General features: G+C 60.2%; 25 protein-coding genes and 1 pseudogene. 19 read left to right on the forward strand and 7 right to left on the reverse strand.

Going from position 1 to position 23,956, the window contains the following annotated elements:
• Window position 1: 1 nt before the first annotated feature.
• Window positions 2–1,549: a signal recognition particle-docking protein FtsY gene (gene ftsY / locus MXM41_RS20560; RefSeq protein ID WP_325934052.1), complete on the reverse strand. Its 1,548-nt coding sequence runs from the start codon at window positions 1,547–1,549 to the stop codon at window positions 2–4.
• A gap of 137 nt (window positions 1,550–1,686) precedes the next feature.
• Here ftsY and rsmD point away from each other — a divergent pair, with 137 nt between their 5' ends.
• Together rsmD and MXM41_RS20570 are read left to right on the forward strand one after the other, a co-directional pair.
• A complete protein-coding gene (gene rsmD / locus MXM41_RS20565) occupies window positions 1,687–2,289 on the forward strand; it encodes a 16S rRNA (guanine(966)-N(2))-methyltransferase (protein WP_325934053.1) in 603 nt (200 codons plus the stop codon).
• Window positions 2,273–2,554 (forward strand): DUF1145 family protein, encoded by a 282-nt coding sequence (locus MXM41_RS20570; RefSeq protein ID WP_325934054.1) that lies wholly within the window; start codon window positions 2,273–2,275, stop codon window positions 2,552–2,554. The genes rsmD and MXM41_RS20570 overlap by 17 nt, the downstream gene beginning before the upstream one ends.
• 379 nt (window positions 2,555–2,933) lie before the next feature.
• On the opposite strand, the gene MXM41_RS20575 is transcribed toward MXM41_RS20570, so the two are convergent.
• Entirely contained in the window at window positions 2,934–3,293 is a 360-nt protein-coding gene (locus MXM41_RS20575) for a DUF2500 domain-containing protein (protein WP_325934055.1), read from the reverse strand.
• Between the two features lie 127 nt (window positions 3,294–3,420).
• Between MXM41_RS20575 and MXM41_RS20580 the strand changes: the two genes are divergently transcribed.
• Window positions 3,421–4,047, forward strand: a complete 627-nt coding sequence (locus MXM41_RS20580) for a lysoplasmalogenase (protein WP_325934057.1) — start codon at window positions 3,421–3,423, stop codon at window positions 4,045–4,047.
• 72 nt (window positions 4,048–4,119) lie between these two features.
• A complete protein-coding gene (gene zntA / locus MXM41_RS20585; RefSeq protein ID WP_325934058.1) occupies window positions 4,120–6,306 on the forward strand; it encodes a Zn(II)/Cd(II)/Pb(II) translocating P-type ATPase ZntA in 2,187 nt (728 codons plus the stop codon).
• Between the two features lie 89 nt (window positions 6,307–6,395).
• On the opposite strand, the gene MXM41_RS20590 is transcribed toward zntA, so the two are convergent.
• The 4 genes from MXM41_RS20590 to tusA all read right to left on the reverse strand — a co-directional run bounded on the left by MXM41_RS20590 (window position 6,396) and on the right by tusA (window position 9,635).
• Window positions 6,396–7,682 (reverse strand): TRAP transporter large permease, encoded by a 1,287-nt coding sequence (locus MXM41_RS20590; protein WP_325934059.1) that lies wholly within the window; start codon window positions 7,680–7,682, stop codon window positions 6,396–6,398.
• Between the two features lie 10 nt (window positions 7,683–7,692).
• A complete protein-coding gene (locus tag MXM41_RS20595) occupies window positions 7,693–8,202 on the reverse strand; it encodes a TRAP transporter small permease (protein ID WP_325934060.1) in 510 nt (169 codons plus the stop codon).
• Between the two features lie 12 nt (window positions 8,203–8,214).
• Window positions 8,215–9,186: a TRAP transporter substrate-binding protein gene (locus tag MXM41_RS20600; RefSeq protein ID WP_325934061.1), complete on the reverse strand. Its 972-nt coding sequence runs from the start codon at window positions 9,184–9,186 to the stop codon at window positions 8,215–8,217.
• A gap of 206 nt (window positions 9,187–9,392) precedes the next feature.
• Entirely contained in the window at window positions 9,393–9,635 is a 243-nt protein-coding gene (gene tusA, locus MXM41_RS20605) for a sulfurtransferase TusA (protein ID WP_325934062.1), read from the reverse strand.
• A 165-nt stretch (window positions 9,636–9,800) separates the two neighbouring features.
• On the opposite strand from tusA, the gene MXM41_RS20610 reads away from it, so the two are divergent.
• Both MXM41_RS20610 and MXM41_RS20615 read left to right on the forward strand, forming a co-directional pair.
• Window positions 9,801–10,466: a 7-cyano-7-deazaguanine/7-aminomethyl-7-deazaguanine transporter gene (locus tag MXM41_RS20610; protein ID WP_325934064.1), complete on the forward strand. Its 666-nt coding sequence runs from the start codon at window positions 9,801–9,803 to the stop codon at window positions 10,464–10,466.
• 72 nt (window positions 10,467–10,538) lie between these two features.
• Entirely contained in the window at window positions 10,539–11,096 is a 558-nt protein-coding gene (locus tag MXM41_RS20615; protein ID WP_325934065.1) for a DcrB family lipoprotein, read from the forward strand.
• A 10-nt stretch (window positions 11,097–11,106) separates the two neighbouring features.
• Here the strand turns inward: MXM41_RS20615 and MXM41_RS20620 are convergent.
• Window positions 11,107–12,340, reverse strand: a pseudogene (locus tag MXM41_RS20620) (MFS transporter).
• A gap of 108 nt (window positions 12,341–12,448) precedes the next feature.
• Here MXM41_RS20620 and MXM41_RS20625 point away from each other — a divergent pair.
• From MXM41_RS20625 to MXM41_RS20685, 13 genes are read left to right on the forward strand one after another with little or no spacing between them, the layout of a single operon-like run.
• The gene (locus MXM41_RS20625) at window positions 12,449–13,522 is read left to right on the forward strand and encodes an AI-2E family transporter (protein WP_325934066.1); all 1,074 of its coding nucleotides are present in this window, start codon (window positions 12,449–12,451) and stop codon (window positions 13,520–13,522) included.
• A gap of 5 nt (window positions 13,523–13,527) precedes the next feature.
• The gene (locus MXM41_RS20630) at window positions 13,528–14,589 is read left to right on the forward strand and encodes a methyltransferase (RefSeq protein ID WP_325934068.1); all 1,062 of its coding nucleotides are present in this window, start codon (window positions 13,528–13,530) and stop codon (window positions 14,587–14,589) included.
• Window positions 14,590–14,647: 58 nt separating this feature from the next.
• On the forward strand, window positions 14,648–15,370 hold the full coding sequence (locus MXM41_RS20635) for a beta-ketoacyl synthase chain length factor (RefSeq protein WP_325934071.1): 723 nt from the start codon (window positions 14,648–14,650) through the stop codon (window positions 15,368–15,370).
• Entirely contained in the window at window positions 15,367–16,188 is an 822-nt protein-coding gene (locus tag MXM41_RS20640; RefSeq protein WP_325934073.1) for a lysophospholipid acyltransferase family protein, read from the forward strand. Before MXM41_RS20635 ends, MXM41_RS20640 begins: the two co-directional genes overlap by 4 nt.
• Window positions 16,163–16,420, forward strand: a complete 258-nt coding sequence (locus MXM41_RS20645) for a phosphopantetheine-binding protein (protein WP_325934074.1) — start codon at window positions 16,163–16,165, stop codon at window positions 16,418–16,420. The genes MXM41_RS20640 and MXM41_RS20645 overlap by 26 nt, the downstream gene beginning before the upstream one ends.
• 13 nt (window positions 16,421–16,433) lie before the next feature.
• Window positions 16,434–16,688: an acyl carrier protein gene (locus MXM41_RS20650; RefSeq protein ID WP_325934076.1), complete on the forward strand. Its 255-nt coding sequence runs from the start codon at window positions 16,434–16,436 to the stop codon at window positions 16,686–16,688.
• Window positions 16,689–16,694: 6 nt separating this feature from the next.
• Window positions 16,695–17,270, forward strand: a complete 576-nt coding sequence (locus tag MXM41_RS20655) for a hypothetical protein (RefSeq protein ID WP_325934078.1) — start codon at window positions 16,695–16,697, stop codon at window positions 17,268–17,270.
• Window positions 17,263–18,621, forward strand: coding sequence for an AMP-dependent synthetase (locus MXM41_RS20660; RefSeq protein WP_325934079.1), 1,359 nt, complete (start codon window positions 17,263–17,265; stop codon window positions 18,619–18,621). The genes MXM41_RS20655 and MXM41_RS20660 overlap by 8 nt, the downstream gene beginning before the upstream one ends.
• Entirely contained in the window at window positions 18,608–18,961 is a 354-nt protein-coding gene (locus MXM41_RS20665; protein WP_325934081.1) for a hydroxymyristoyl-ACP dehydratase, read from the forward strand. Before MXM41_RS20660 ends, MXM41_RS20665 begins: the two co-directional genes overlap by 14 nt.
• Window positions 18,952–20,643 (forward strand): glycosyltransferase family 2 protein, encoded by a 1,692-nt coding sequence (locus tag MXM41_RS20670; protein WP_325934082.1) that lies wholly within the window; start codon window positions 18,952–18,954, stop codon window positions 20,641–20,643. Before MXM41_RS20665 ends, MXM41_RS20670 begins: the two co-directional genes overlap by 10 nt.
• A 3-nt stretch (window positions 20,644–20,646) precedes the next feature.
• Entirely contained in the window at window positions 20,647–21,069 is a 423-nt protein-coding gene (locus MXM41_RS20675; protein ID WP_325934084.1) for a thioesterase family protein, read from the forward strand.
• On the forward strand, window positions 21,066–21,671 hold the full coding sequence (locus tag MXM41_RS20680; protein ID WP_325934087.1) for an outer membrane lipoprotein carrier protein LolA: 606 nt from the start codon (window positions 21,066–21,068) through the stop codon (window positions 21,669–21,671). The genes MXM41_RS20675 and MXM41_RS20680 overlap by 4 nt, the downstream gene beginning before the upstream one ends.
• Window positions 21,640–23,955 carry an MMPL family transporter gene (locus MXM41_RS20685; RefSeq protein ID WP_325934089.1) on the forward strand — a complete coding sequence of 772 codons (2,316 nt, stop codon included), beginning with the start codon at window positions 21,640–21,642 and terminating at the stop codon, window positions 23,953–23,955. The genes MXM41_RS20680 and MXM41_RS20685 overlap by 32 nt, the downstream gene beginning before the upstream one ends.
• Window position 23,956: the final 1 nt, after the last annotated feature.

The following is a 23,956-nucleotide window of genomic DNA, read 5'->3' on the forward strand; positions in this document are numbered from 1 at the left end:
GTTAATCCTCTCGGGCAAAAAGTGCCTCAATAAAGTCGCCCGATTTAAACGGACGTAAATCCTCGATACGTTCGCCAACACCGATGTAACGGATAGGAATACCAAACTGATCCGCCACCGAGAAGATCACCCCGCCTTTCGCGGTGCCATCCAGCTTGGTCAGCGTGATCCCGGTCAACCCTACCGCTTCATGGAACAGCTTCGCCTGACTGATGGCGTTCTGTCCGGTGCTGGCATCAATAGTCAGCATGATTTCATGCGGTGCATCTTCGTCCAGCTTCTTCATGACGCGGACGATTTTCTTCAGCTCTTCCATCAGGTGCGATTTATTCTGCAGGCGCCCTGCGGTATCGGCAATCAGCACGTCGATATTGCGCGCTTTCGCCGCCTGAATGGCGTCAAAAATCACCGAGGCAGAGTCTGCGCCGGTGTGCTGGGCAATCACCGGAATATCGTTGCGCTGGCCCCACACCTGCAGCTGCTCAACGGCGGCGGCACGGAAGGTATCACCTGCCGCCAGCATTACCGATTTGCCCTGCTGTTCAAACTGGCGCGCCAGCTTGCCGATGGTGGTGGTTTTACCCACGCCGTTAACGCCGACCATCAGAATAACAAAAGGCATTTTGCCTTCAATATTAAGCGGTTCGTCAACTTTTGCGAGAATTTCGCCCATCTCTTCTTTCAGCAGGCCGTACAGCGCTTCGGCGTCGCGCAGCTGTTTCCGGCTGGCGCTCTCCGTCAGGCTGCTGATAATTTTGCGGGTGGTTTCCACGCCAACATCGGCAATCAGCAGCTGTTCTTCCAGCTCTTCAAAGAGATCATCGTCGATTTTCTTGCCGCGGAACAGGCTGATAAATCCGGAACCGAGGTTCTCTTTGGTTTTGAGCAGGCTGCGTTTCAGGCGCGCGAAGAAACCTTCTTTGGTCGGTTTTTCCTGCTCCTGGGCGATCTCCTCGACCGGCTCGTTCTCTTCGGCTACCGGAACGACGATTACCGCCTCTTCTGCCGCCGCGGCTGCCAGCGCCTGAGCTTCCAGCTCTTCGTCGCTGATCGTCTCATCAACCTCTGATTCTGGCAGATACTCTTCCGGGATCGCCTCTTCAGTCTCTTCTGCGATCGCTTCCGGCAGCGGTAATTCTTCGTGTTCAACGGCCAGGGTTGGCGCGGTTTCAGGTTCGGACTCAATAACCTCTTCCACGATCGCGGCCACCGGTTCCGGCTCATCGGCGACAGGCTCTGGTTCGACGGCTACCGGTTCCGGCTCAACAGCGACAGGCTCCGGTTCGACCGGCTGCGGTTTTTCGCGCTCCTGAACCCGCTCAGAAACCTCAACCACCTCTTCAGCGAAGGCTTCAGTCTCTTGCTCGCTGTGGGTGCGCACTTCTGCTTCTACGTCAGCAACGGTCTCAACAGGGGTTTCAGGCTGCGGCTGTTCAACCGCTGCCGACTGTTCTGCGCTCTGTTGTTCTTCGTTCTGCTGCTCAGTTTCCTGCTCTTTTTGACCAAATCCCAGCCAGGAAAAGAAGCCACGTTTTTTCTCTTTTGCCATCTGCGACTACACCCCTCGCGGTTAATTACTGGCGCTATATACATGGAAGCTAAAAAAATGATGAAATAGTTTATCACTTAACTTAACGCACATCACCGCCTGCAAGCGCAGGCCGTACGAGTGACCTGAGCAACAATATGAAGAAACCCAACCGTGCTGCCACGGGCCAGATCCGCATTATCGGCGGCCAGTGGCGAGGCCGTAAACTTCCCGTCCCGGACAGCCCCGGCCTGCGCCCGACCACCGACCGCGTCCGTGAGACGCTGTTTAACTGGCTGGCTCCTTCAATGGTAGATGCCCGCTGCCTGGACTGCTTCGCCGGAAGCGGCGCGCTCGGGCTCGAGGCCCTGTCACGCTACGCCGCCAGCGCCACCCTGCTGGAGATGGATCGCAGCGTGGCCCAGCAGTTACAGCAAAATCTGGCAACGCTGAAAGCGGCCCATGCCCGCGTGGTCAACACGAACTCTCTCGCGTTTCTGGCCCAGGCGGGCACCCCGCACGATGTGGTGTTTGTCGATCCGCCGTTTCGCAAAGGGCTGCTGGACGAGACGCTGACGCTACTGGAAAACAACGGCTGGCTGGCGGATGATGCGCTAATCTACGTCGAGAGCGAGGTAGAGAACGGTTTACCGCCGGTGCCCGCCCACTGGGATCTGCACCGGGAAAAAGTGGCCGGACAGGTCGCCTATCGCCTTTATCACCGTCAATCACAAGGAGAGACTGATGCCGGTACTGATTAATCTGGGTCGTTTACTGATGCTGGGGGTCTGGGCATTTTTGCTTCTCAACCTCGTGCACCCCTTCCCGCGCCCGTTGAACATATTCGTCAACGTGGCGCTGATTTTTACCTCGTTTATGCATGCCCTGCAGATGGTGATGCTGAAAAACGGGATGCCGAAAGATGGCCCGAAGATGACCGGCTGGCAGCAGCTGCGGGTGTTTATCTTTGGCGTGTTTGAGCTGCTGGTCTGGATGAAGAAGTTTAAAGCGCAGGCAAAGAAATAGTTTTTGCCCCTCACCCCGGCCCTCTCCCCATAGGGGCGAGGGAGGAAAGACGGCTCCGTACGATCCCCTCTCCCCATAGGGGCGAGGGAGAAAAGACGGCTCCGTACGATCCCCTCTCCCCATAGGGCGAGGGAGAAAAGACGGCTCCGTACGATCCCCTCTCCCCATAGGGGCGAGGGAGAAAAGACGGCTCCGTGCGATCCCCTATCCCCATAGGGGCGAGGGAGGAAAGACGGCTCCGTACGATCCCCTCTCCCCATAGGGGCGAGGGAGGAAAGACGGCTCCGTACGATCCCCTCTCCCCATAGGGGCGAGGGAGAAAAGACGGCTCCGTGCGATCCCCTCTCCCCTGTGGGGAGAGGGTGAGGGTGAGGGGATATCACGGCGCCGGACTAAACCCCTCAAACCGTGACCCCTTATAGCTCAACGTTCCTTTATCCCCCACCGTCAGCTGATGATACTGCTTCTCGTCGAGGCGAAAGGTCATCTCCAGACCGCCGCTTTCCGGCTTAAAGCTCGCCTCATAGCGCATGGTAGTACCCGCGGGCGTTACCTGCTGCTGGCGCGAGCGCCTGTCGTTGAGGGCTTTTTCCCGTTTATTGCTCACCACCACCCGCTTTTGCAGCAGCGGCGCGGCGTCGTTATCGGCCTTTTCCCGGCGCTGCTGTACAAAACGAAATGACGCTGCAACGACGATAATCGCCAGCACGATAATAAAAAAGAGCGGCATCTTGCTCATTAGACAATCCTTAAGACCAGGCTGAAATCAGAATAGCGCGCCACGCCAGGCATTGCTATTGGCCCGTCTGCACCACTACACTGAAGTGAAACTGTTTGTTCAACAATAACAGATACAGGGACTTAATATGCTTTGGTCATTTATCGCTGTCTGTTTCTCCGCATGGCTGTATGTCGATGCGTCCTACCGCGGCCCTGCCTGGCAGCGCTGGCTGTTTAAACCCGTCACCCTGCTGCTCCTGTTACTGCTGGCCTGGCAGGCGCCGATGTTTAACGCCATTAGCTACCTGGTGCTCGCCGGGCTCTGCGCCTCACTGGCCGGCGATGCCCTGACCCTGCTGCCGCGCCAGCGCCTGCTGTATGCCGTGGGGGCGTTTTTCTTGTCGCACCTGCTCTACACCATCTATTTTGCCAGCCAGATGACGCTCTCCTTCTTCTGGCCGCTGCCGCTGGCGCTGCTGATTATTGGTGCTGCACTGATTGCGGTGGTCTGGACGCGTCTGGAAGAGATGCGCTGGCCGGTCTGTACCTTTATCGCCATGACGCTGGTGATGGTCTGGCTGGCGGGTGAGCTGTGGTTCTTCCGTCCGACGGCCCCGGCGCTGTCGGCCTTTATCGGCGCCACGCTCCTGCTGCTGAGCAACATTGTCTGGCTGGGGAGCCACTATCGTCGCCGTTTCCGTGCCGATAACGCTATTGCGGCTGCCTGCTACTTCGCCGGGCACTTCCTGATTGTGCGTTCGCTCTATATTTAGTGCTTGACTCTGGAGTCGACTCCAGAGTGTATGCTGCGGTTAATGAGAAAATTATCATTACCGGAGAGTGCCATGTCGACTCCAGATACCCCGAAAAAAGTGCCGCAGTTCGCGGCCCTTAAACTCGCCCCCCTCCCCGCTAAAGCGGCCTGCTGCGCCGCAGATCGCCCCCCGCCGCAGGCCGAAGCCTTACTACCTGCAGAAGGTGCGCGCTACTCCTGGGTGGTCAACGGCATGGACTGCGCCGCCTGCGCCCGCAAGGTGGAAACCGCCGTTCGCCAGGTACCGGGGGTAAACCATGTGCAGGTGCTGTTTGCCACCGAAAAGCTGCTGGTTGATGCGGCCAGCAACGTCAGCGCCCAGGTCGAAGCGGCGGTGGTGAAGGCAGGCTATACGCTGCGCAATGAGAACGCGCCGATCGAAAAAACCTCCATGCTGCGCGAAAACCTGCCGTTACTCACGCTGATCGTACTGATGGCGCTGAGCTGGGGGCTCGGGCAGTTCACCCCTCCGCTCGGCAACCTCGCTTTTATCGCCACCACGCTGGTCGGGCTCTGGCCGGTGGCCCGCCAGGCGCTGCGCCTGATGAAAAGCGGCAGCTGGTTCGCCATCGAGACATTAATGAGCGTGGCCGCCATCGGGGCGCTGTTTATCGGCGCCACGGCGGAAGCGGCGATGGTGCTGCTGCTGTTTTTAATCGGCGAACGGCTGGAGGGCTGGGCGGCGAGCCGGGCGCGTCAGGGGGTGACCGCCCTGATGGCGTTGAAACCGGAGACCGCCACCCGGGTGATTAACGGCGAGCGCAAAACCGTGCCCATTGCCGCGCTGCGCCCGGGGGATATCATCGAAGTCGCCGCCGGGGGCCGTCTGCCCGCCGACGGCACGCTGCTCAGCGCCGCAGCCAGCTTTGATGAAAGCGCCCTGACCGGCGAGTCCATTCCCGTCGATCGCACCGCGGGGGAACACGTCCCGGCCGGGGCTACCAGCGTCGATCGCCTGGTCGAGCTGAGGGTTTTGTCCGGGCCCGGCGACAGCGCCATCGACCGCATCCTGAAGCTGATCGAAGAGGCCGAAGAGCGTCGTGCCCCGGTGGAGCGTTTTATCGACCGCTTCAGCCGCATCTACACCCCGGTGATTATGCTGGTTGCGCTGCTGGTTGCGGTGGTGCCGCCGCTGCTGTTCAGCGCCCCCTGGGAGGGCTGGATTTATAAGGGGCTGACCCTGCTGCTGATTGGCTGTCCGTGCGCGCTGGTGATCTCGACGCCTGCGGCGATCACCTCCGGGCTGGCGGCGGCGGCACGACGTGGCGCGTTGATTAAGGGCGGTGCGGCGCTGGAGCAGCTGGCGCAGGTGCGGCAGGTGGCCTTTGATAAAACCGGCACCCTGACGGTCGGCAAACCTCAGGTGACGGGCATTTATCCCCTCGACGGCAGCGAAAACGATCTGCTGGCGCTGGCCGCAGCGGTGGAGCAAGGCTCTACCCACCCGCTGGCGCAGGCTATTGTGCGTGAAGCGCATTCTCGCGGGTTGACGATTGCCGCAGCTACCGCACAGCGGGCACTGATGGGCTCAGGCATTGAGGCCACTGTAGCGGGCAGCATAGTCCTGATTTGCGCGGCGGATAAATTCCCTGCCCCGCAACTGACGGCGCAGATTACATCCCTCGAGCAGGCCGGGCAAACGGTCGTTATCGTGGTGCAGGATGACGCGGCAAAAGGGCTTATCACGCTGCGTGACACCCTGCGTGAAGATGCGAAGGAGGCCGTGGAGGCGCTGCATCAGCTGGGCGTCAACGGAGTGATCCTGACCGGGGATAACCCGCGCGCGGCGGCCGCGATTGCCGGAGAGTTGAGTCTGGACTTCCGGGCGGGGCTGCTGCCCGCCGATAAAGTGCAGGCGGTGACGGCATTGAATGCACAGGCGCCGCTGGCGATGGTCGGAGACGGTATTAACGACGCCCCGGCGATGAAAGCGGCAACCATTGGCATTGCGATGGGCAGCGGCACCGATGTGGCGCTGGAGACCGCCGACGCGGCGCTTACCCACAACCGCCTGACCGGGCTGGCGCAGATGATGAGCCTCGCTCGCGCCACCCGTGCCAATATCCGGCAGAACATCGCCATTGCGCTGGGCCTGAAGGGGATTTTCCTGGTCACCACCCTGCTGGGGATGACGGGATTGTGGCTGGCGGTGCTGGCGGATACCGGGGCGACGGTACTGGTAACGGCGAACGCGCTGCGGCTGCTGCGCCAAAAATAGAAGCAAAACGGCAACCATGTTGCCGTTTTTAGTGTTTGCACCCTCTCCCTGTGGGAGAGGGTCGGGGTGAGGGCATCAGGCCGCACACATCACTGCATACCCAACATGTGCGGCAACCACAGCGAAATCGCCGGAATGTAGGTCACCATTCCTAACACCAGCAGCAGCATGCCGTAAAACGGCAGCATCTCCCGCACTACCGCCTCAATCTTCTGCTTACTCACCGCACTGGCCACAAACAGCACCGACCCTACCGGCGGGGTAATCAGACCGATCCCGAGGTTAACCATCATGATCATGCCGAAGTGCACCGGATCGATACCCAGCGAGTTGGTTACCGGCAGCAGTACTGGGGTCAGGATCAGGATGATCGGTGCCATGTCCATCAGGGTGCCAATCAGCAGCAGCATGATGTTGAGGTACATCAGAATGACGTACTTGTTATCCGACAGCGAAGTGAAGAACGCGGTAATGCGCATCGGCAGCTGCATGTAGGTCATGACTGCGCCAAACGCCGCCGCGAAGCCGATCAGGATCATCACGATGGTCACCGTCTTCACCGTGCGGCACATCAGCTTCGGCAGCTCGTTCCACTTGTAGTCACGATAGATAAACATGGTGACGAAGAAGGCCCACAGGCAGGCGACCGCCGCAGATTCCGTCGCGGTGAAGATGCCCGACAGGATCCCGCCGAGAATAATCACCACCGTCATCAGGCCCCAGAGCGCATCCAGCATGGTTTTTAACGCCTGCTTAAACGGAATGCGCTCCCCTTTTGGATAGCCGCGCTTGCGCGCGAAGCACAGGCAGAGCGCCATCAGCCCCATGCCCAGCAGCAGACCGGGTAGCACACCCGCGATAAACAGCGTGGCGATAGAGACCGTGCCGCCCGCCGCCAGGGAGTAGATCACCGAGTTATGGCTTGGAGGAATTAAAATCGCCTGCACCGAGCCGCTGGCGGTGACCGCTGCCGCGTATTCGCGCGGATAGCCCTTCTTCTCCATCTCCGGGATCATCACGGTCCCGATGGAGGCGGTATCCGCCACCGAGGAGCCCGAAATGGCGCCGAAGAAGGTGGAGGCAACGATATTCACCAGCGACAGCCCGCCGCGAATAAAGCCGACAAAGATGTAGGCGAAGTTAACCAGCCGCCGGGCAATGCCCCCTTCCGCCATGATCGCCCCCGCCAGGATAAAGAACGGGATCGCCAGCAGGGTAAATTTGTTTACCCCGCTGGTTATCTGGATCATTAAGGCTTCAAGCGGCAGGTCGATCCACAGCGCGCCAGCCACGGCGCTCAGGCCGACGGCAAAGGCCACCGGCATCCCCAGCGCCAGCAGAATGGCGAGGGTGAATAACAAAACAAATGCATCCATTGTTCACCCCTTAACTGTGATTGCCGATCAGGACGACCGGGCGATGTTCCTGAGAACCAAACAGCAGGCGCTCAAGCACAAACAGGATTAACACCGCCGACCCGACCGGCAGCGGCAGATAGCTTTCGCCGGAGGTCAGGATCGGGAACTCCGCAACCGGCTGGTCCCAGAGCTCAATGCACAGCAGGTAGCTGTACCAGAACATGATGCCGGAAATGACCAACATCAGCAGATCGACCACCCGTGCGCAGATCGTTTTCAGTGAGTCCGGCAATCTGTCGGTGAGCATATTCACGGCGATATGCGAGCCGGCGCGGTAGCTCACCGCCGCGCCGATAAAGGTGAACGTCACCATGCAGATAATGGCAATCGGCTCCGGCCACGACTCACCGCGGTTGAGTACGTAGCGCGAAAAGATGCCAATCGGGATAACGATGGTCATGACCAGCAGCGACAGCCCGGCCACGGCCATCGCCAGCAGGTAGAGACGGTCCATCCACTTAAGATAGAGTTCGGACATAAATACTCCGGCTTACTTAACGTCAGCGATGGCTTTCATCAGATCCTGATGTTTTTCGCCATACTGGGCACGCACCGGCTCGGTGGCTTTAACAAATACCGCCTTGTCGATGTCGTGGAACTGCACGCCGCCCGCTTTCATCTTCGCCAGTGCCTCGTCATTGTAGGCCTGCCACAGCTTGCGCTGTTCAAACTGCGCGTCACGGGCCAGGGTCTTAATTTTTTCCTGCTCGTCGGCGCTCAGCTTGTCCCACTTCACTTTGGAGTAGAGCAGCATTTCCGGGGTGATAAAGTGGCCGCTCAGGGTGTAGTTTTTGGCAACCGGCATGTAGTTGTGGGCAATAAAGGTCGGCGGGTTGTTCTCTGCGCCGTCGATCACGCCGGTCTGCATGCCGCTGTAGACTTCACTGACCCCCATCGCCACCGAGTTGGCGCCCATATCCTTCAGCGTAGCCAGCGCCACCGGACTACCCTGTACGCGGATCTTCTTACCTTTTAAATCTTCCGGTTTAACAATGGGATCTTTCGTGATCAGGTTACGGGTGCCGGAGTCCATCCAGCCGAGGAAGACCAGCTTCGATTTCGGGTTCGCCGTGAGTTTTTCGCCAATCTGCTTGCCGATATCCCCGTCGATTACTTTGTGCATGTGGTCTTCATCGCGGAATACGTACGGCAGGGTAAAGACTTCGATATCCGGCAGAATTGCCGCAACCGGCGCCATAGAGACGCGAATCATATCGATGGCGCCCATCTGCGCCTGCTCAATCATCTGCTTTTCATCGCCAAGCACACCACCGGGGAAGACTTTAATATCCAGCTTACCGTCAGTCTGCTGCTTAAGTTTTTCACCCATATGTTCGACTGCCACCACGTTCGGGTAGCCTTCAGGATGTACATCGGCGGCTTTAATGGTTTGAGCCAGCGTAGAAAAAGAGACAGCGGACAGACACAGAGCGGCCAGCAACGGCTTAAGGGTCGTTTTCATCGAGTCAACTCCAGGGTATGAGGGAAGCGTTGGAACGGCGTTTTAGTTTTCAGCTTCAAAACTAGCCTAAGGCCCGGAAAACGAGGGTGAAGCGCCTCACAAAAAAGCGCTAAAATTTGAAACAATGGTTCAAATTGGTGATGGAGTTCAAACGAAATGGTACTGCCAGGCCCGAGCAGGCGCAGGGCCGTCGGGCAAAAATGGCATTAGCCTTTACGGATAAGATACCGATAAGGCAGCGACGCGGTCTCCTGCGCCAGCAGCTCATGATCCATAAAGGTACAAAAGCCGGGGATGTCACGGGTGGTGGCGGGATCGTCGGCGATAATTAACAGCGTTTCGCCGGTTTGCATCGTGCGCACGGTTTTGCGCACCATCATGACCGGCTCAGGGCAGCGCAGGCCCTGGGCATCCAGGGTGTGGTCGGGGGTAGAAAACAGATCGCTCATTTTCGTCTCGGTTACGTAAAAACGGCTGTAGTTTACGCCGCAGACCGGGCAAAGCAAACCAGGTTAACGATTGCGTGAAAATTAGCCATTGCAAAGCATAGTGAAAGCAGTATGATGCGGCCGGTTTATTGGGTTCCCTCACCCCAACTCCTAAAAAGGTACAATATGATGCAGTTCTCTCAATCGCAGCGTGTAAAAGCGTTGTTCTGGCTTTCCCTTTTTCATCTGCTGGTGATCACCTCCAGCAACTATCTGGTGCAGCTCCCGATCTCCATTTTTGGTTTTCATACCACGTGGGGCGCGTTCAGTTTCCCGTTTATCTTCCTCGCCACCGACCTTACCGTCCGTATCTTTGGCGCACCGCTGGCCCGTCGCATTATCTTTGCAGTGATGCTGCCGGCGCTGTTCGTCTCCTACGTGATTTCGTCGCTGTTTTACATGGGCAGCTGGCAGGGTTTTGGGGCGCTGGCGCACTTCAACCTGTTTGTTGCCCGTATCGCCGCCGCCAGCTTTATGGCCTACGCGCTGGGGCAGATCCTCGACGTGCATGTGTTTAACCGCCTGCGTCAAAACCACCTCTGGTGGATGGCACCGACCGCTTCCACCCTGTTTGGTAACGTCAGCGACACGCTGGCCTTTTTCTTTATCGCTTTCTGGCGCAGCCCGGACGCGTTTATGGCCCAGCACTGGATGGAAATTGCGCTGGTGGATTACGCCTTTAAGGTGTTTATCAGCCTGGTCTTCTTCCTGCCGATGTACGGTGTGTTGTTGAATATGTTGCTGAAAAGATTCGCGGATAAATCTGAAATTTCAGCATTGCAGGCTGGTTAAGGGTTCCCCTGAACAGTTGTGATAAGATGGAAAGATGCGCCGTTATGGCCGTTTATCGAAAGGAAGAATTCAATGCGCAATCTGGTTAAATATGTCGGGATTGGCCTGCTGGTGATGGGGCTGGCGGCCTGTGATAACAATGACACCAAAACGCCTGCTCAGGCAGCTTCCGCTGAGAGCAACGCAACGGGTCAACCGGTCAGCCTGATGGATGGCAAACTCAGCTTCTCTTTGCCTCCGGATATGACCGATCAGAGCGGCAAGCTGGGTACCCAGTCGAACAACATGCACGTCTACTCCGATGCTACGGGGCAGAAAGCAGTGATCGTAATTGTCGGCGATGACACCAGCGAAGACCTGGGCGTGCTGGCGAAACGTCTGGAAGATCAGCAGCGCAGCCGCGACCCGCAGCTGCAGGTGGTGACCAACAAATCCATCGAGCTGAAAGGCCACAATCTGCAACAGCTGGACAGCATCATCTCTGCCAAAGGCCAGACCGCTTACTCCTCCGTGGTGCTGGGTAAGGTGGACAACAAGCTGCTGACCCTGCAGATCACGCTGCCTGCTGACGATCAGCAGAAAGCGCAAACTGCCGCAGAAAACATCATTAACACGCTCGTTATTCAGTAAGCGATAACGATCAGATGGCCTCCTCCGGAGGCCATTTTTTTAGCCGCCACGTCAGCAGTAACGCCACCGCCACCAGCCCTGCAGCCGCCAGATAGATAACCGGCACCCCGGCCCACGCCATCACCAGCCCGGCCAGCGGCCCGGTCACCCCGAGCGACATATCCATAAACACCGTATAGGTCGCCAGCGCCGCGCCCTGATTCTGCTGCGGCACGGCCTTCACCGCCACCACGCCCAGCGCCGGGAACACTAGCGAGAAGCCCGCCCCCGCGAGGAACACCCCGATCCGCGCCATCCACGGCTCCCCGGCGATACCGGTCAGTAGCAGGCCGATAATCTCGACGCTAAAGCAGATCATTGCCACATTCAGCCCGCCCAGCCGGTTGATACCGTTCGGGAACAGCAGCCGCGTCCCGACAAAGGCACAGCTGAACAGGGTCAGCGCAAAGGCCGCCCCGTCCCAGCCTTTATCGGCGTAGAACAGCGTAATGAAGGTGGCGATCACCCCAAAGCCTGCCGAGCCGAGGGCCAGCGCCATGCCGTAGGGCCAGACGCGCCCCAGCACCGCGCGAAACGGCATCGGTTTGCCTTTGCTGGCCTTCACTTTCGGGCGCGGCAGCGCGAACAAAATCGCCAGCAGCGCCACCCCCATAATGGTCAACGCCAGCCCATTCAGGCCGGTGTAGCGATAGCAAAGCACACCCAGCGGGGCCCCCATCGCCATCGCCCCGTAGGTAACAATCCCGTTCCAGGAGATCACCCGCCCGATGTGCGAGGCTCCCACCACGCCCACGCCCCACAGGGTAGAGCCCGTGCCAGCGAGGCTTTGCCCCACGCCCAGAATTACCCGACCAAAACAGAGCAGCACCAGGCTGGCTACCGGCCAGGCGCCGGAGAGTCCGGCCAGAAAATAGCTGACCCCGCTCAGGAAGCAGCCGCACAGCCCCAGCACCACAATGCTCTTTGGCCCGAACAGATCGGCATAGCGCCCGGCATAGGGGCGGCTTAGCAGGGTAGCGAAGTATTGCAGGCTGATCACCAGGCCCGCCCAGAAGGCGCTAAAGCCCATGATATCGTGCACGTAGCCCGGCAGGACGGCCAACGGCAGGCCGATGGTCAGGTAGCTGGCAAAGTTGAAAATCACAACAGAAACAATACGCAGATTGAGGCGTAATCCACTCAGTGCCGGTTCGGCGGCAGGTTCGGGCATCGGGCTCACCAGATTTTTTACAACAGTGTTTCACTATTACCATGCCAGGGGCAGAAATGCAGCAGCGACTTTAAGAATAACAGCGTCAGCCGAAGCGCTGCCCGCGCACTACACTTATGGGCATCTGATAAGAGGAAAAACCATGATAATCACACCACCCGATAAAACGGGTATTCAGCCCCCTGATAAAGCGGGTCTCCATATTTTAATGAAACTGGCCTGTCTGGTGGTGATCCTGGCGGGCATCCACGCCGCAGCGGATATTCTTGTTCAGCTACTGCTGGCGCTCTTTTTTGCCATCGTTCTCAACCCGCTCGTCACCTGGTTTTTGCGCCGCGGGGTGAGCCGCCCTGTCGCCATCACCATTGTGGTGGTGGTGATGCTGATTGGCCTGACGGCGCTGTTTGGGGTGCTGGCGGCCTCGCTCAATGAATTTGCCGCCATGCTGCCGAAATACAACAAAGAGCTGACGCGCAAGATTATCGATCTACAGGAGATTTTCCCGTTCCTCAACCTGCATATCTCCCCGGAGCGAATGTTGCAACGGATGGATTCGGAGAAGGTGATGACCTTTGCCACGGCGCTGATGACCCAGCTCTCCGGGGCGATGGCCAGTATCCTGCTGCTGGTGATGACCGTGGTCTTTATGCTGTTTGAAGTGCGCCACGTGCCGTACAAGATGCGTTTCGCCCTCAATAATCCGCAGATCCATATCGCCGGTTTACACCGCGCGCTGAAGGGCGTTTCGCACTATCTGGCGCTGAAAACGCTGCTGAGCCTGTGGACCGGGGCCATCGTCTGGCTCGGGCTGGCGCTGCTGGGGGTACAGTTTGCCCTGATGTGGGGCGTGCTGGCCTTTCTGCTGAACTATGTTCCTAATATCGGGGCGGTGATCTCCGCCGTACCGCCGATGATCCAGGCGTTTCTGTTTAACGGTTTTTACGAATGCATGATGGTGGGTGCGCTGTTCCTGGTGGTCCATATGGTGCTGGGCAATATCGTGGAACCCCGAATGATGGGCCACCGGCTGGGGATGTCCACGCTGGTGGTATTCCTGTCGTTATTGATCTGGGGCTGGTTACTCGGCCCGGTGGGAATGTTACTCTCCGTTCCGCTCACCAGCGTCTGTAAGATCTGGATGGAGACCACGAAGGGCGGCAGCAAACTGGCGATCCTGCTGGGCCCGGGCAGACCGAAAAGCCGCTTACCGGGGTAACATTTATGTACGAAAAGGACACGCTCAGCGCGCTTGAGGCCATCACCGAGGCGCAACGTATCGCATTTGCACCGATGCTGTTCCAGACCGCGCTCTGTCTGCGTAATTCCGGGGTGCTGTCCTTTCTGGATAAACAGGGCCAGCGCGGCGCTACGCTTGAGGAGGTCGCGGCCAACAGCACCCTCGGCGCCTATGGCGTCGGCGTCCTGCTGGATATGGGCCTGAGCGGGCGGATCCTGACCCACAGCGACGGCCGCTACTATCTGGCTAAAATCGGTCACTATTTGCTGCACGACAGCATGACCCGCGTAAACATGGATTTCACCCAGGACGTTTGCTACCAGGGGCTGTTTCACCTTGCCGACGCCCTGCAAACGGAAAAGCCGGCCGGGCTGGCGGTTTTTGGCGACTGGCCGACCATTTATCCGGCCCTCTCAGCCCTGCCCGAACAGGCGCAGCGGAGCTGGTTTGCCTTCGATCACTTCTATTCTGATGGCGCATTCGACGCCGCGCTCCCCCTTATATTCGCAAGCAGGCCGACAAAATTGTACGATGTCGGCGGCAATACGGGTAAATGGGCGCTACGCTGCTGTAGATACGATGAAAATGTCGCCGTTACGCTGCTCGATCTGCCGCAGCAAATCGCCCTGGCCCAGGAAAATATCGCAAAAGCAGGATTATCTCATCGTATTGAGTTTCATCCTGTCGATATGCTTAGCGACGCTGTTCTGCCGGATGACGCGGATATCTGGTGGATGAGCCAGTTTCTGGACTGCTTCTCTCCCGATCAGATTGTGACCCTGCTGGGCAACGTGGCGAAGGTGATGAAGCCGGGTGCCCGCCTGTGCATCCTGGAGTTGTTCTGGGATGCGCAACGATTCGAAGCGGCCTCCTTCAGCCTGAACGCTACCTCGCTCTATTTCACCTGTATGGCAAACGGCAACAGCCGTTTTTACAGCGTAGAGAAATTTTATGACTATCTGGAAAAAGCAGGATTCCGGGTAGAACAGCGGCATGACAATCTCGGGGTGGGCCACACCTTGTTGATTTGCCAGAAAAATGACTAATATCGTCGCCTGATTCTGGCGGCGCTACCGGATGACGGGTTTTCGCGGACGCGCGCAGATGAAATTTGCACTTAACATTCTCGACTGGCAAGCCAGAGCGCCAGGCCTTTGTGATGCCAGTCAGTGGCAGGCATGGTCACAGGGTTTGCACGCCATCGATCCTGCGGCGCCGCAGGCAAAACTGTCCGAACTGCCGATGATGACCGCCCGCCGCCTCAGCTCAGGCAGCAAGCTGGCGGTGGAGTGCGGGATGGCGATGGTGCGAAAGCACGCCATCGACGCCGTGGTCTATACCAGTCGTCATGGCGAGCTGGAGCGTAACTATCGTCTCCTGCATGCGCTGGCAACCGGGCAGGATGTCTCCCCCACCGATTTCGCCATGTCGGTGCACAACTCCGCGGTGGGCAATCTCACCATCGCCGCGCGTCAACCGATTGTCTCGTCGTCGCTTTCCGCCGGGATGGATACCTTCCAGCAGGGGCTGTGCGACGTGCTGAGCCTGCTGCATGCCGGTTATAAGCGCGTGTTGATGGTCGATTTCGACGGCACTCTGCCCGAATTTTATCGTCCCGCGCTGCCGGAACAGATGCCAGCCTGGCCCTATGCCCTGGCGCTGGTTATCGAGGCCGGTAACGCCCTGTGCTGCGAAACCCGCGCCGCCCGTTACCTTGACGAACTTTCGCTGCCCCAGAGCCTGCTGTTCCTGCGCCATTATCTGCATGACGATGCGCAGTTTAACGTACCCGGCGAACGCCTGCTGTGGCAGTGGACGCGCGCATGACAGCTATCAGGGCGGCGCTGAGCCGCGGCTGGCGGCTGGTGATGACCGGCCTGTGCTTCGCGCTGTTTGGCGTGGGCGGGCTACTGCTGTCGCTGGTGTGGTTCAACCTGCTGAATCTGGTCCAGCGCGATCGCGTCCGCCGCCGCCGCCTCGCCCGGCGCAGCATCGCTGCCAGCTTCCGCGCTTTTTTAACCGTGGCGCGCGCGCTTGGCGTGCTGGATTACCGTTTCGATAATCTCGACGTGCTGCGCCAGGAGTGCGGCTGTCTGGTGGTAGCGAACCATCCGACCCTTATCGACTACGTGCTTATCGCCTCGGTGATGCCGGAAACCGACTGTCTGGTGAAAGGCGCCCTGCTGCGTAATCCCTTTCTCAGCGGGGCGATCCGGGCGGCGGATTATCTCATCAACAGCGAGGCCGATACCCTGTTAAACGCCTGCCGGCAGCGGCTGAGCCAGGGCGACACGCTGCTGATCTTCCCGGAAGGCACCCGCACGCGGGTGGGGGAAGCCATCAGGCTGCAACGCGGCGCGGCCAATATTGCCGTACGTTGCGCCAGCGATCTGCGGGTGGTGATTATTCACTGCAGTGAACATCTGCTCGATAAACACAGCCGGTGGTATGACATACCGCCAGATAAGCCCTTTTTCACGGTCGATGTCCGTGAGCGGGTAAATATTAATAATTTTTACGATGCAGCGGTCCACGAGCCCGCGCTGGCAGCCAGACGGCTCAATCGGCACCTGCAGCATCGCTTAACATCCGGTCTTCAATCTTTGTCAGGAATTAATGATGCAAGCGCTCTACCTGGAAATTAAAAATCTTATCATTACTACCCTCAATCTGGACGAATTGACCGCAGAGGATATCGATACGGATGCCGCGCTGTTTGGCGATGGGCTGGGCCTCGACTCGATCGATGCCCTTGAGCTGGGCCTGGCGGTAAAAAACCAGTACGGCGTGGTGCTGTCTGCCGAAAGCGAAGAGATGCGTCAGCATTTCTACTCCGTTGCCACGCTGGCTTCCTATATCACTGCCCAACGCGCCTGAGACCGAATTTACGATGACGACTGAACACAAATCTGTTTATCAGGAAGTGACTTCCCTCCTGATCACCCTGTTTGAAATTGCGCCAGAGGAGATCACGCCACAGGCGCGACTGTACGAGGATCTGGAGCTCGACAGCATCGACGCCGTCGACATGGTGGTTCACCTGCAAAAACGCACCGGTGCCCGGATCAAACCGGAAACCTTCAAGTCGGTGCGTACCGTGCAGGACGTGGTGGACGCGGTAGAAAAACTGCTGCGCGAAGCGTAACGCGTCATGCGTGGCGGAAAGTCATTTCCGGCGATCCCGCTGCTGACGGGGCTTATGCTGCTCGGCTGGCCCTTTCTGATTGGCTTCGGGCTATCGCATAACAACCTGCACTGGCTGCTGCCGCTGATGGCTGCCCTGCTGCTGTGCCGTTTTTACCAGGCGCGACAAAAGGGCGGCCCGCTGCGCTATGTGATCCAGAGCGTTGCGCTGGTGGGCATCGTCCTGTGTGCGGCAAGCTACCTGCTGAAAGCGCATCAGTGGCTGCTGTTCTACCCGGTGGTGGTGAACCTGGCGATGCTGGCGGTGTTTGGCGGTTCGCTGTGGTCGGCGATGCCGCTGGTTGAACGGCTGGCGCGCCTGCGTGAACCTGACCTTCCCCCTGCCGGGGTGCGCTATACCCGCGTCGTCACCCGGGTGTGGTGCGGCTTTTTCATTTTTAACGGCAGCGTGGCGCTGTTCACCGTGCTGCACGGCGATATGCAACTCTGGACGCTGTGGAACGGCATGATCGCCTACATCCTGATGGGAACATTAATGGCAAGCGAGTGGCTGGTACGTCAGCGGATGATCAAAAATGCATAACCCCCTGCCGGTGAGCCAGTGGCTGAACGGCCCGCGTCCGGACGACACCCCTGTCGCCTGGTCGGGCGATCGCCGCTGGACGCTGGGTGAACTACGCCATGACGTGAGCACCCTGACGGCCAGCCTGCAGCAGCAGGAAGGCGAGTGCTGGGCGCTCTGCTTTGATAACAGCTATCTGTTTATCGTCGCCCTGCTGGCAACGCTGCACGCGGGCAAAACCCCGGTGCTGCCCGGCCACAGCCGGGCATCGCTGCTTGACGAACAGCAGAGGCTGTTCAGCGGGGTGCTGAGCGACAGCATGCTGAACGTCCGGGGCCGTCTGATCCTGGTCAGCTCCGCCTGCCGCGGGGCAAGCCCCTTTACGCCGCTGCCCGCCCTTGACGACGCCCGCGCGATCGTGCTGTTTACCTCCGGCTCGACCGGAAAGCCCGAAAAGATAAGCAAAACCCTCGCCCAGCTCGATCGTGAAGCCAGCCTGCTGGCGGCCCGCTTTGGCGAGCGGTTGCAGGGCTGCTCTGTGGTCTCCTCGGTGGTGCCGCAGCACCTGTACGGCCTGACGTTTCGCATTGTGCTGCCGATGGCGCTCGGGCTGCCGCTGCACACGGCGATGCTCGCCTACGCCGAGCAGCTGGCGGCGCTGGATCCCACCAGGCGCTACCTGTTTATCAGCAGCCCGGCTTTTCTGAAGCGGCTCGATCCCGCGCTCGCCCCGCCACCCGTCGCAGTGCTGGTTTCGGCCGGCGGCGTGCTGGAGTGGGCATCGGCCTGCGAGACCCATCGCTGGCTGGGACGCTGGCCGGATGAGATTTACGGCAGCAGCGAAACCGGGGTTCTCGCCTGGCGCTCCCGTCAGGCGGAGGCAAACCTCTGGCAGCCCTTCCCCGGTGTAACATTTACCCGCGATAATGACGTCCTGCGCGTCACCTCGCCGCTCACTGATGCGCACGGGGTGCCCCTCGACGATATTTTGCAGTTCGCAGATGATGGCCGGTTCCGCCTCCTGGGTCGCCGGGGGCGGGTGGTTAAAATCGAGGAGAAGCGTATTTCGCTCAATGAGGTCGAGCAGCGTCTGCTGGCGCTGGAGGGCGTCTGCGAGGCGGCGGCACTGCCGGTTACCCGCGGCGGACGGCAGGGGATTGGCGCGCTGCTGGTTCTGAGCGACGCCGCACGTCAGCAGCTTCGCCAGCGCGGCCGTAAAGGGCAGATCCTTGCCTGGCGACGCGCCCTGCGCCCGTGGCTGGAACCGGTCGCGATCCCCCGCTACTGGCGTATCCTTGATGAAATGCCGGTGAACAGTATGAACAAGCGTGTTTATGCGCAGTTACAGGAGTTATTTGATGGAAATCCCTGAAATCGGGCGCCACCAGGCACAGCCCCAGCAGCTTGAGATCGTCCTGCTTCTCGATCCGGCGCTGTTCTGGTTCCAGGGCCATTTTGCCGTACAGCCGCTGCTGCCGGGCATCGCCCAGGTCGACTGGGCGATGCACTACGCCACTACCCTGCTGGCGCCGGGGTACCGCTTTCACAGTATTCAGAACGTGAAATTTCAGGCACCGCTGCTCCCGGACGCCACCGTGACGCTGGTCCTCGACTGGAATTCGGCGCGCCAGATGCTCACCTTTAGCTATCAACGCCACGACGGCGAACAGCGCCACACGGCCAGCAGCGGGAAGATTCGCTTATGTCGTTAACCTTCCGCCCCTGCATTCTAATCCCCTGCTATAACCACGGGGCGATGATGGCCAGCGTCCTGGCCCGCCTGGCACCGCTTCAGCTGCCGGTGATTGTGGTGGACGATGGCAGCGACGCCAGCACCCGTCAGGCGCTGGATCGCCTGGCCGCAGACAACGCCCAGGTGACGCTGGTGCGTCTGACGCACAACAGCGGCAAAGGCGCGACGGTGATCCGCGGGCTGAAAGTGTGCGCCGGGGCGGGTTTTACCCACGCGGTGCAGGTGGACGCCGACGGGCAGCACGCCCTGGAAGACATTCCGCAGCTGCTGGCGCTGGCCGAACGCCACCCGACGGCGCTGATCTCCGGCCAGCCGGTCTTTGATAGCTCGATCCCCCGCTCGCGCCTGTATGGCCGCTGGGTCACCCACGTCTGGGTGTGGATCGAAACTCTGTCATTGCAGCTCAAAGACAGCATGTGCGGCTTTCGGGTCTATCCGGTTGATGCCACGCTGCAGCTGGTTAACCGCGTGCCGCTCGGCAAGCGGATGGATTTTGACACCGAAGTGATGGTGCGCCTCTACTGGCAGGGCAATACCAGCTATTTCCTGCCCACCCGGGTGACCTATCCCGAAAATGGCGTCTCCCATTTCGACGCCCTGAACGACAACCTGCGTATCTCCTGGATGCACACCCGGCTGTTCTTCGGCATGCTGCCGCGCATCCCCTCCCTGCTCTTTCGCCGCCACAGCGAGCACTGGGCGCAGCAGCAGGAGACCAGAGGGCTGCACGGGATGCGCCTGATGCTGCGGGTCTGGCAGCTGCTTGGCCGCAGGGCATTTACCCTCCTGCTGTGGCCGGTGATTGCCGTTTACTGGCTCACCGCCCGCCCGGCACGGCAGGCCTCGCAGCAGTGGATTGCCCGCGTCAGCGAGACGCTGGCCCAGCGCCAGCAGCCCAGGCCTGCGCGCCTGAACAGCTTTTTCCACTTTATGCGTTTTGGCAACGCGATGCTGGATAAGGTCGCCAGCTGGCGGGGCGAACTCAAACTGGACCGGGACGTGCTGTTTGCCCCCGGCGCGCGGGAAAGACTCGATCTGAGCGCACCTAAGGGCAAGCTGCTGCTGGCCTCGCACCTGGGCGATGTCGAGGCGTGCCGCGCCCTGGCCCAGCTCAAAGGGGGCAAAACCATCAACGCGCTGGTGTTCAGCGATAACGCCCGGCGTTTCAAACAGATTATGCAGGAGATGGCGCCCCAGGCCGGGCTGAACCTGATGCCGGTGACCGATATTGGCCCGGAAACCGCCATCCTGCTGAAAGAGAAGATCGATCGCGGGGAGTGGGTGGCGATCGTCGGGGATCGGATCGCCGTCGATCCGCAGCGCGGCGGCCACTGGCGCGTGGTATGGAGCAACTTTATGGGCCAGCCTGCGCCTTTTCCCGAGGGGCCATTTATTCTCGCCTCGCTGATGCGCTGCCCGGTGGTGCTGATCTTCGCCCTGCGCCAGCAGCAGAAGCTGCATATCCACTGCGAAGACTTTGCCGATCCGCTGCTGTTACCGCGCAGCGAGCGCCGGCAGGCGTTACAGCAGACCGTCGACCGTTATGCCCAACGGCTGGAGCACTTTGCGCTGCAGGCCCCGCTCGACTGGTTTAATTTTTTCGATTTCTGGCGTCTGCCGGATGCCAAAGAGAAGGAGTAAAGGGTGCTGACCGATCCCCGCTTTACGACCGAAGTAGAGCTGACCGTACCGTTTCACGACGTCGATATGATGGGCGTGGTCTGGCACGGCAACTATTTCCGTTATTTTGAGATTGCCCGCGAGGCCCTGCTCAACCAGTTCGATTATGGCTATCGCCAGATGAAAGCCTCCGGCTATCTGTGGCCGGTGGTGGATACCCGGGTCAAATACCGCGATGTCCTGATCTTTGAGCAACGGATCCGCGTCCGGGCCCATATCGACGAGTTCGAGAACCGCCTGCGCATCGTCTATCAGATCTTTGACGCCGCCAGCGGCAAACGGACCACCACCGGCTACACCATTCAGGTGGCGGTGGACGAGCAGAGCCGCGAGCTCTGTTTTGTCAGCCCGGCCGTGCTGTTTGAGCGCATGGGGGTCACACCATGAAGTGGCTACCGCTGCTTGCCCTGCTGGTCAGCCCCTGGGTCAGCGCCGTGACGCTGGATGCGCTACAGCAACGCTTCACCGAACAGCCGGTGGTGCGCGCCCACTTTGAGCAGACCCGCACCATCAAGGATCTGCCCCGGCCGCTGCGATCGAACGGCGAGATGTTGATCGCCCGGGATAACGGGCTGCTGTGGGATCAAAAAGCCCCCTTTCCGATGACGCTGCTGCTGGACGACAAGCGGATGGTGCAGATCGTCAACGGCCAGCCGCCACAGATCGTCACCGCCGACACTAACCCGCAGATGTTCCAGTTCAACCATCTGCTGCGCGCCCTGTTCCAGGCGGATCGTAAGGTGCTGGAGGAGAACTTCCGCATCGATTTTAAAGACCTCGGCAATGAGCGCTGGTCGCTGGTGCTTACCCCCACCACCACGCCGCTGGACAAGATTTTCGCCTCCCTCGATCTGGCGGGCGCCACGTATCTGGAGTCCATTGTGCTGAATGACAAACAGGGCGACCGGACCGATATCATCCTTTCCCGCCACCAGCTTACGCCCGCCAGCCTGACCGATGCCGAACGCCAGCGCTTTGCCGCCCCGTAATTCCCGCCGCCCGGCGCTGGTGTGGGCAGCGGTCTGCCTGACGTTGCTGGGGGTGCTGCTTACACTGTTGCCGGGGGCGCGGCTGAACAGCAGCGTGCTGGCGATGCTCCCCAAACAGAGCCTTGGGGCGATCCCGCCGGCCCTGAACGACGGTTTTATTGAGCGCCTCGACCGCCAGCTGGTGTGGCTGGTCAGCCCCGGTAAACAGCCCGACCCGCAGGTGGCGCAGCAGTGGCTGAGCCTGCTGCAGGGGTCCGGGTCCCTGCACGAGGTGAAAGGGCCGATGGACGCCGCCGGACAAAAGGCCTGGGGCGAATACTTCTGGCAGCACCGTAACGGCACGATCGACAGTGCCACCCGCGCCCGGCTGCAACACGGCGGCGAGGCGCAGGCCCAGTGGATTTTGTCCCAGCTTTACTCCGCCTTCTCCGGCGTCAGCGGCAAAGAGCTGCAAAACGACCCGCTGATGCTGATGCGCGGCGCGCAGCTCACGCTTGCGCAAAACGGTCAGAAGCTGCGGCTGATGGACGGCTGGCTGGTGACTAAAGATGAGGCCGGCAATTACTGGTATCTGCTGCACGGCGAGCTGGCCGGTTCGTCGTTCGATATGCAGCAAACCCACCGGCTGGTGACCCGGCTTCATGACCTCGAAGGCCAGCTGAAGGCGCGTTACCCGGAGGCGCAGCTGCTGTCGCGCGGGACAGTGTTTTACAGCGACTACGCCAGTCAGCAGGCGAAACGGGACGTCTCCACGCTCGGCGTTGCCACTATTCTGGGGGTTGTCCTGCTGATTGTGGCGGTGTTCCGCTCCCTGCGCCCGCTGCTGCTGTGCCTGCTCTCCATCGCCACCGGCGCGCTGGCGGGCACCGTGGCGACGCTGCTGCTGTTTGGCGAACTGCATCTGATGACGCTGGTGATGAGTATGGGCATCATCGGCATCTCGGCGGATTACACGCTCTATTACCTGACCGAGCGGCTGGTTCACGGCGATAAGTTTTCTCCGTGGCAAAGCCTGGCGAAGGTGCGCAACGCCCTGCTGCTGGCACTGCTCACCACCGTGGCGGCCTATTTCATTATGATGCTGGCGCCGTTTCCGGGCATTCGCCAGATGGCGGTCTTTGCCGCCGCGGGCCTGAGCGCCGCCTGCCTGACGGTTATCTTCTGGCATCCCTGGCTGTGTCGCGGCTTACCGGTGCGCCCGGTGCCATTGAAAACCCCGATGCTGCGCTGGCTGGCGGCATGGCGCGACAAACGTCTGTCGGTGGGCCTGCCGGTTGCACTGGCCCTGGTCGCCCTCGCGGGGATCGCCACCCTGCGGGTGGATGACGATATCGCCCAGCTGCAGGCCCTGCCGCAGGCGATTCTGGCCCAGGAGAAAGCCATTACCGCCCTGACCGGCCAGAGCGTCGATCAAAAGTGGTTCGTGGTGCATGGTGCCTCGGCCCAGCAGACGCTGGAGCGGCTGGAGGCCTTTACCCCGGCGCTGGCGCAGGCGCAGCAGGCGGGTGATCTGAAGGCCTGGCGCACTCTGCCGCTGAACTCGCTGGCGCGCCAGGAGAGCGATCTGGCGCTGCTGCGTCAGGCGGCACCTGCCGTTATCAGAGTATTGCAAAACGCCGGGCTGACCGCCGTGTCGCCGGATCTGCGCCCGATGCCGGTGACGGTGGACGCATGGCTTGCCAGCCCGGCCAGCGAAGGCTGGCGTCTGCTGTGGCTCACCCTGCCCGGCGGTGAAAGCGGGGTGCTGGTCCCGGTGGATGGCGTGAAAAACAGCCCGGCGCTGGGCAAGCTGGCGGAGCAACACCCGGGCGTGGTGTGGGTGGATCGCAAGGCGAGTTTCGACAGCCTGTTTGCCCTCTACCGCAACGTGCTGACCGGCCTGCTGGCTGTCGCGCTGGCGGTGATTGCCTGTGGTGCGATGCTGCGCCTCGGCTGGCGCAAGGGGCTGATCACCCTGGTGCCCTCCCTGCTGTCGCTGGGCTGTGGTCTCGCCGCGCTGGCGACCACGGGCCATCCGGTTAACCTGTTTTCGCTGCTGGCGCTGGTGCTGGTCCTCGGCATCGGCATCAACTACACGCTATTCTTCAACAACCCGCGCGGCACGCCGTTGACCTCGATGCTGGCCATCACTCTGGCGATGATGACCACCCTGCTGACCCTCGGCATGCTGGTCTTCAGCGCCACGCAGGCTATCAGCAGTTTCGGGATCGTGCTGGTCAGCGGGATTTTTACCGCGTATCTGCTGGCCCCGCTGGCGATGCCGGACAAAAAAGAGAGAACATGAT

This window comes from Leclercia adecarboxylata (assembly GCF_035787115.1).
Lineage (GTDB): Bacteria > Pseudomonadota > Gammaproteobacteria > Enterobacterales > Enterobacteriaceae > Enterobacter > Enterobacter adecarboxylatus_E.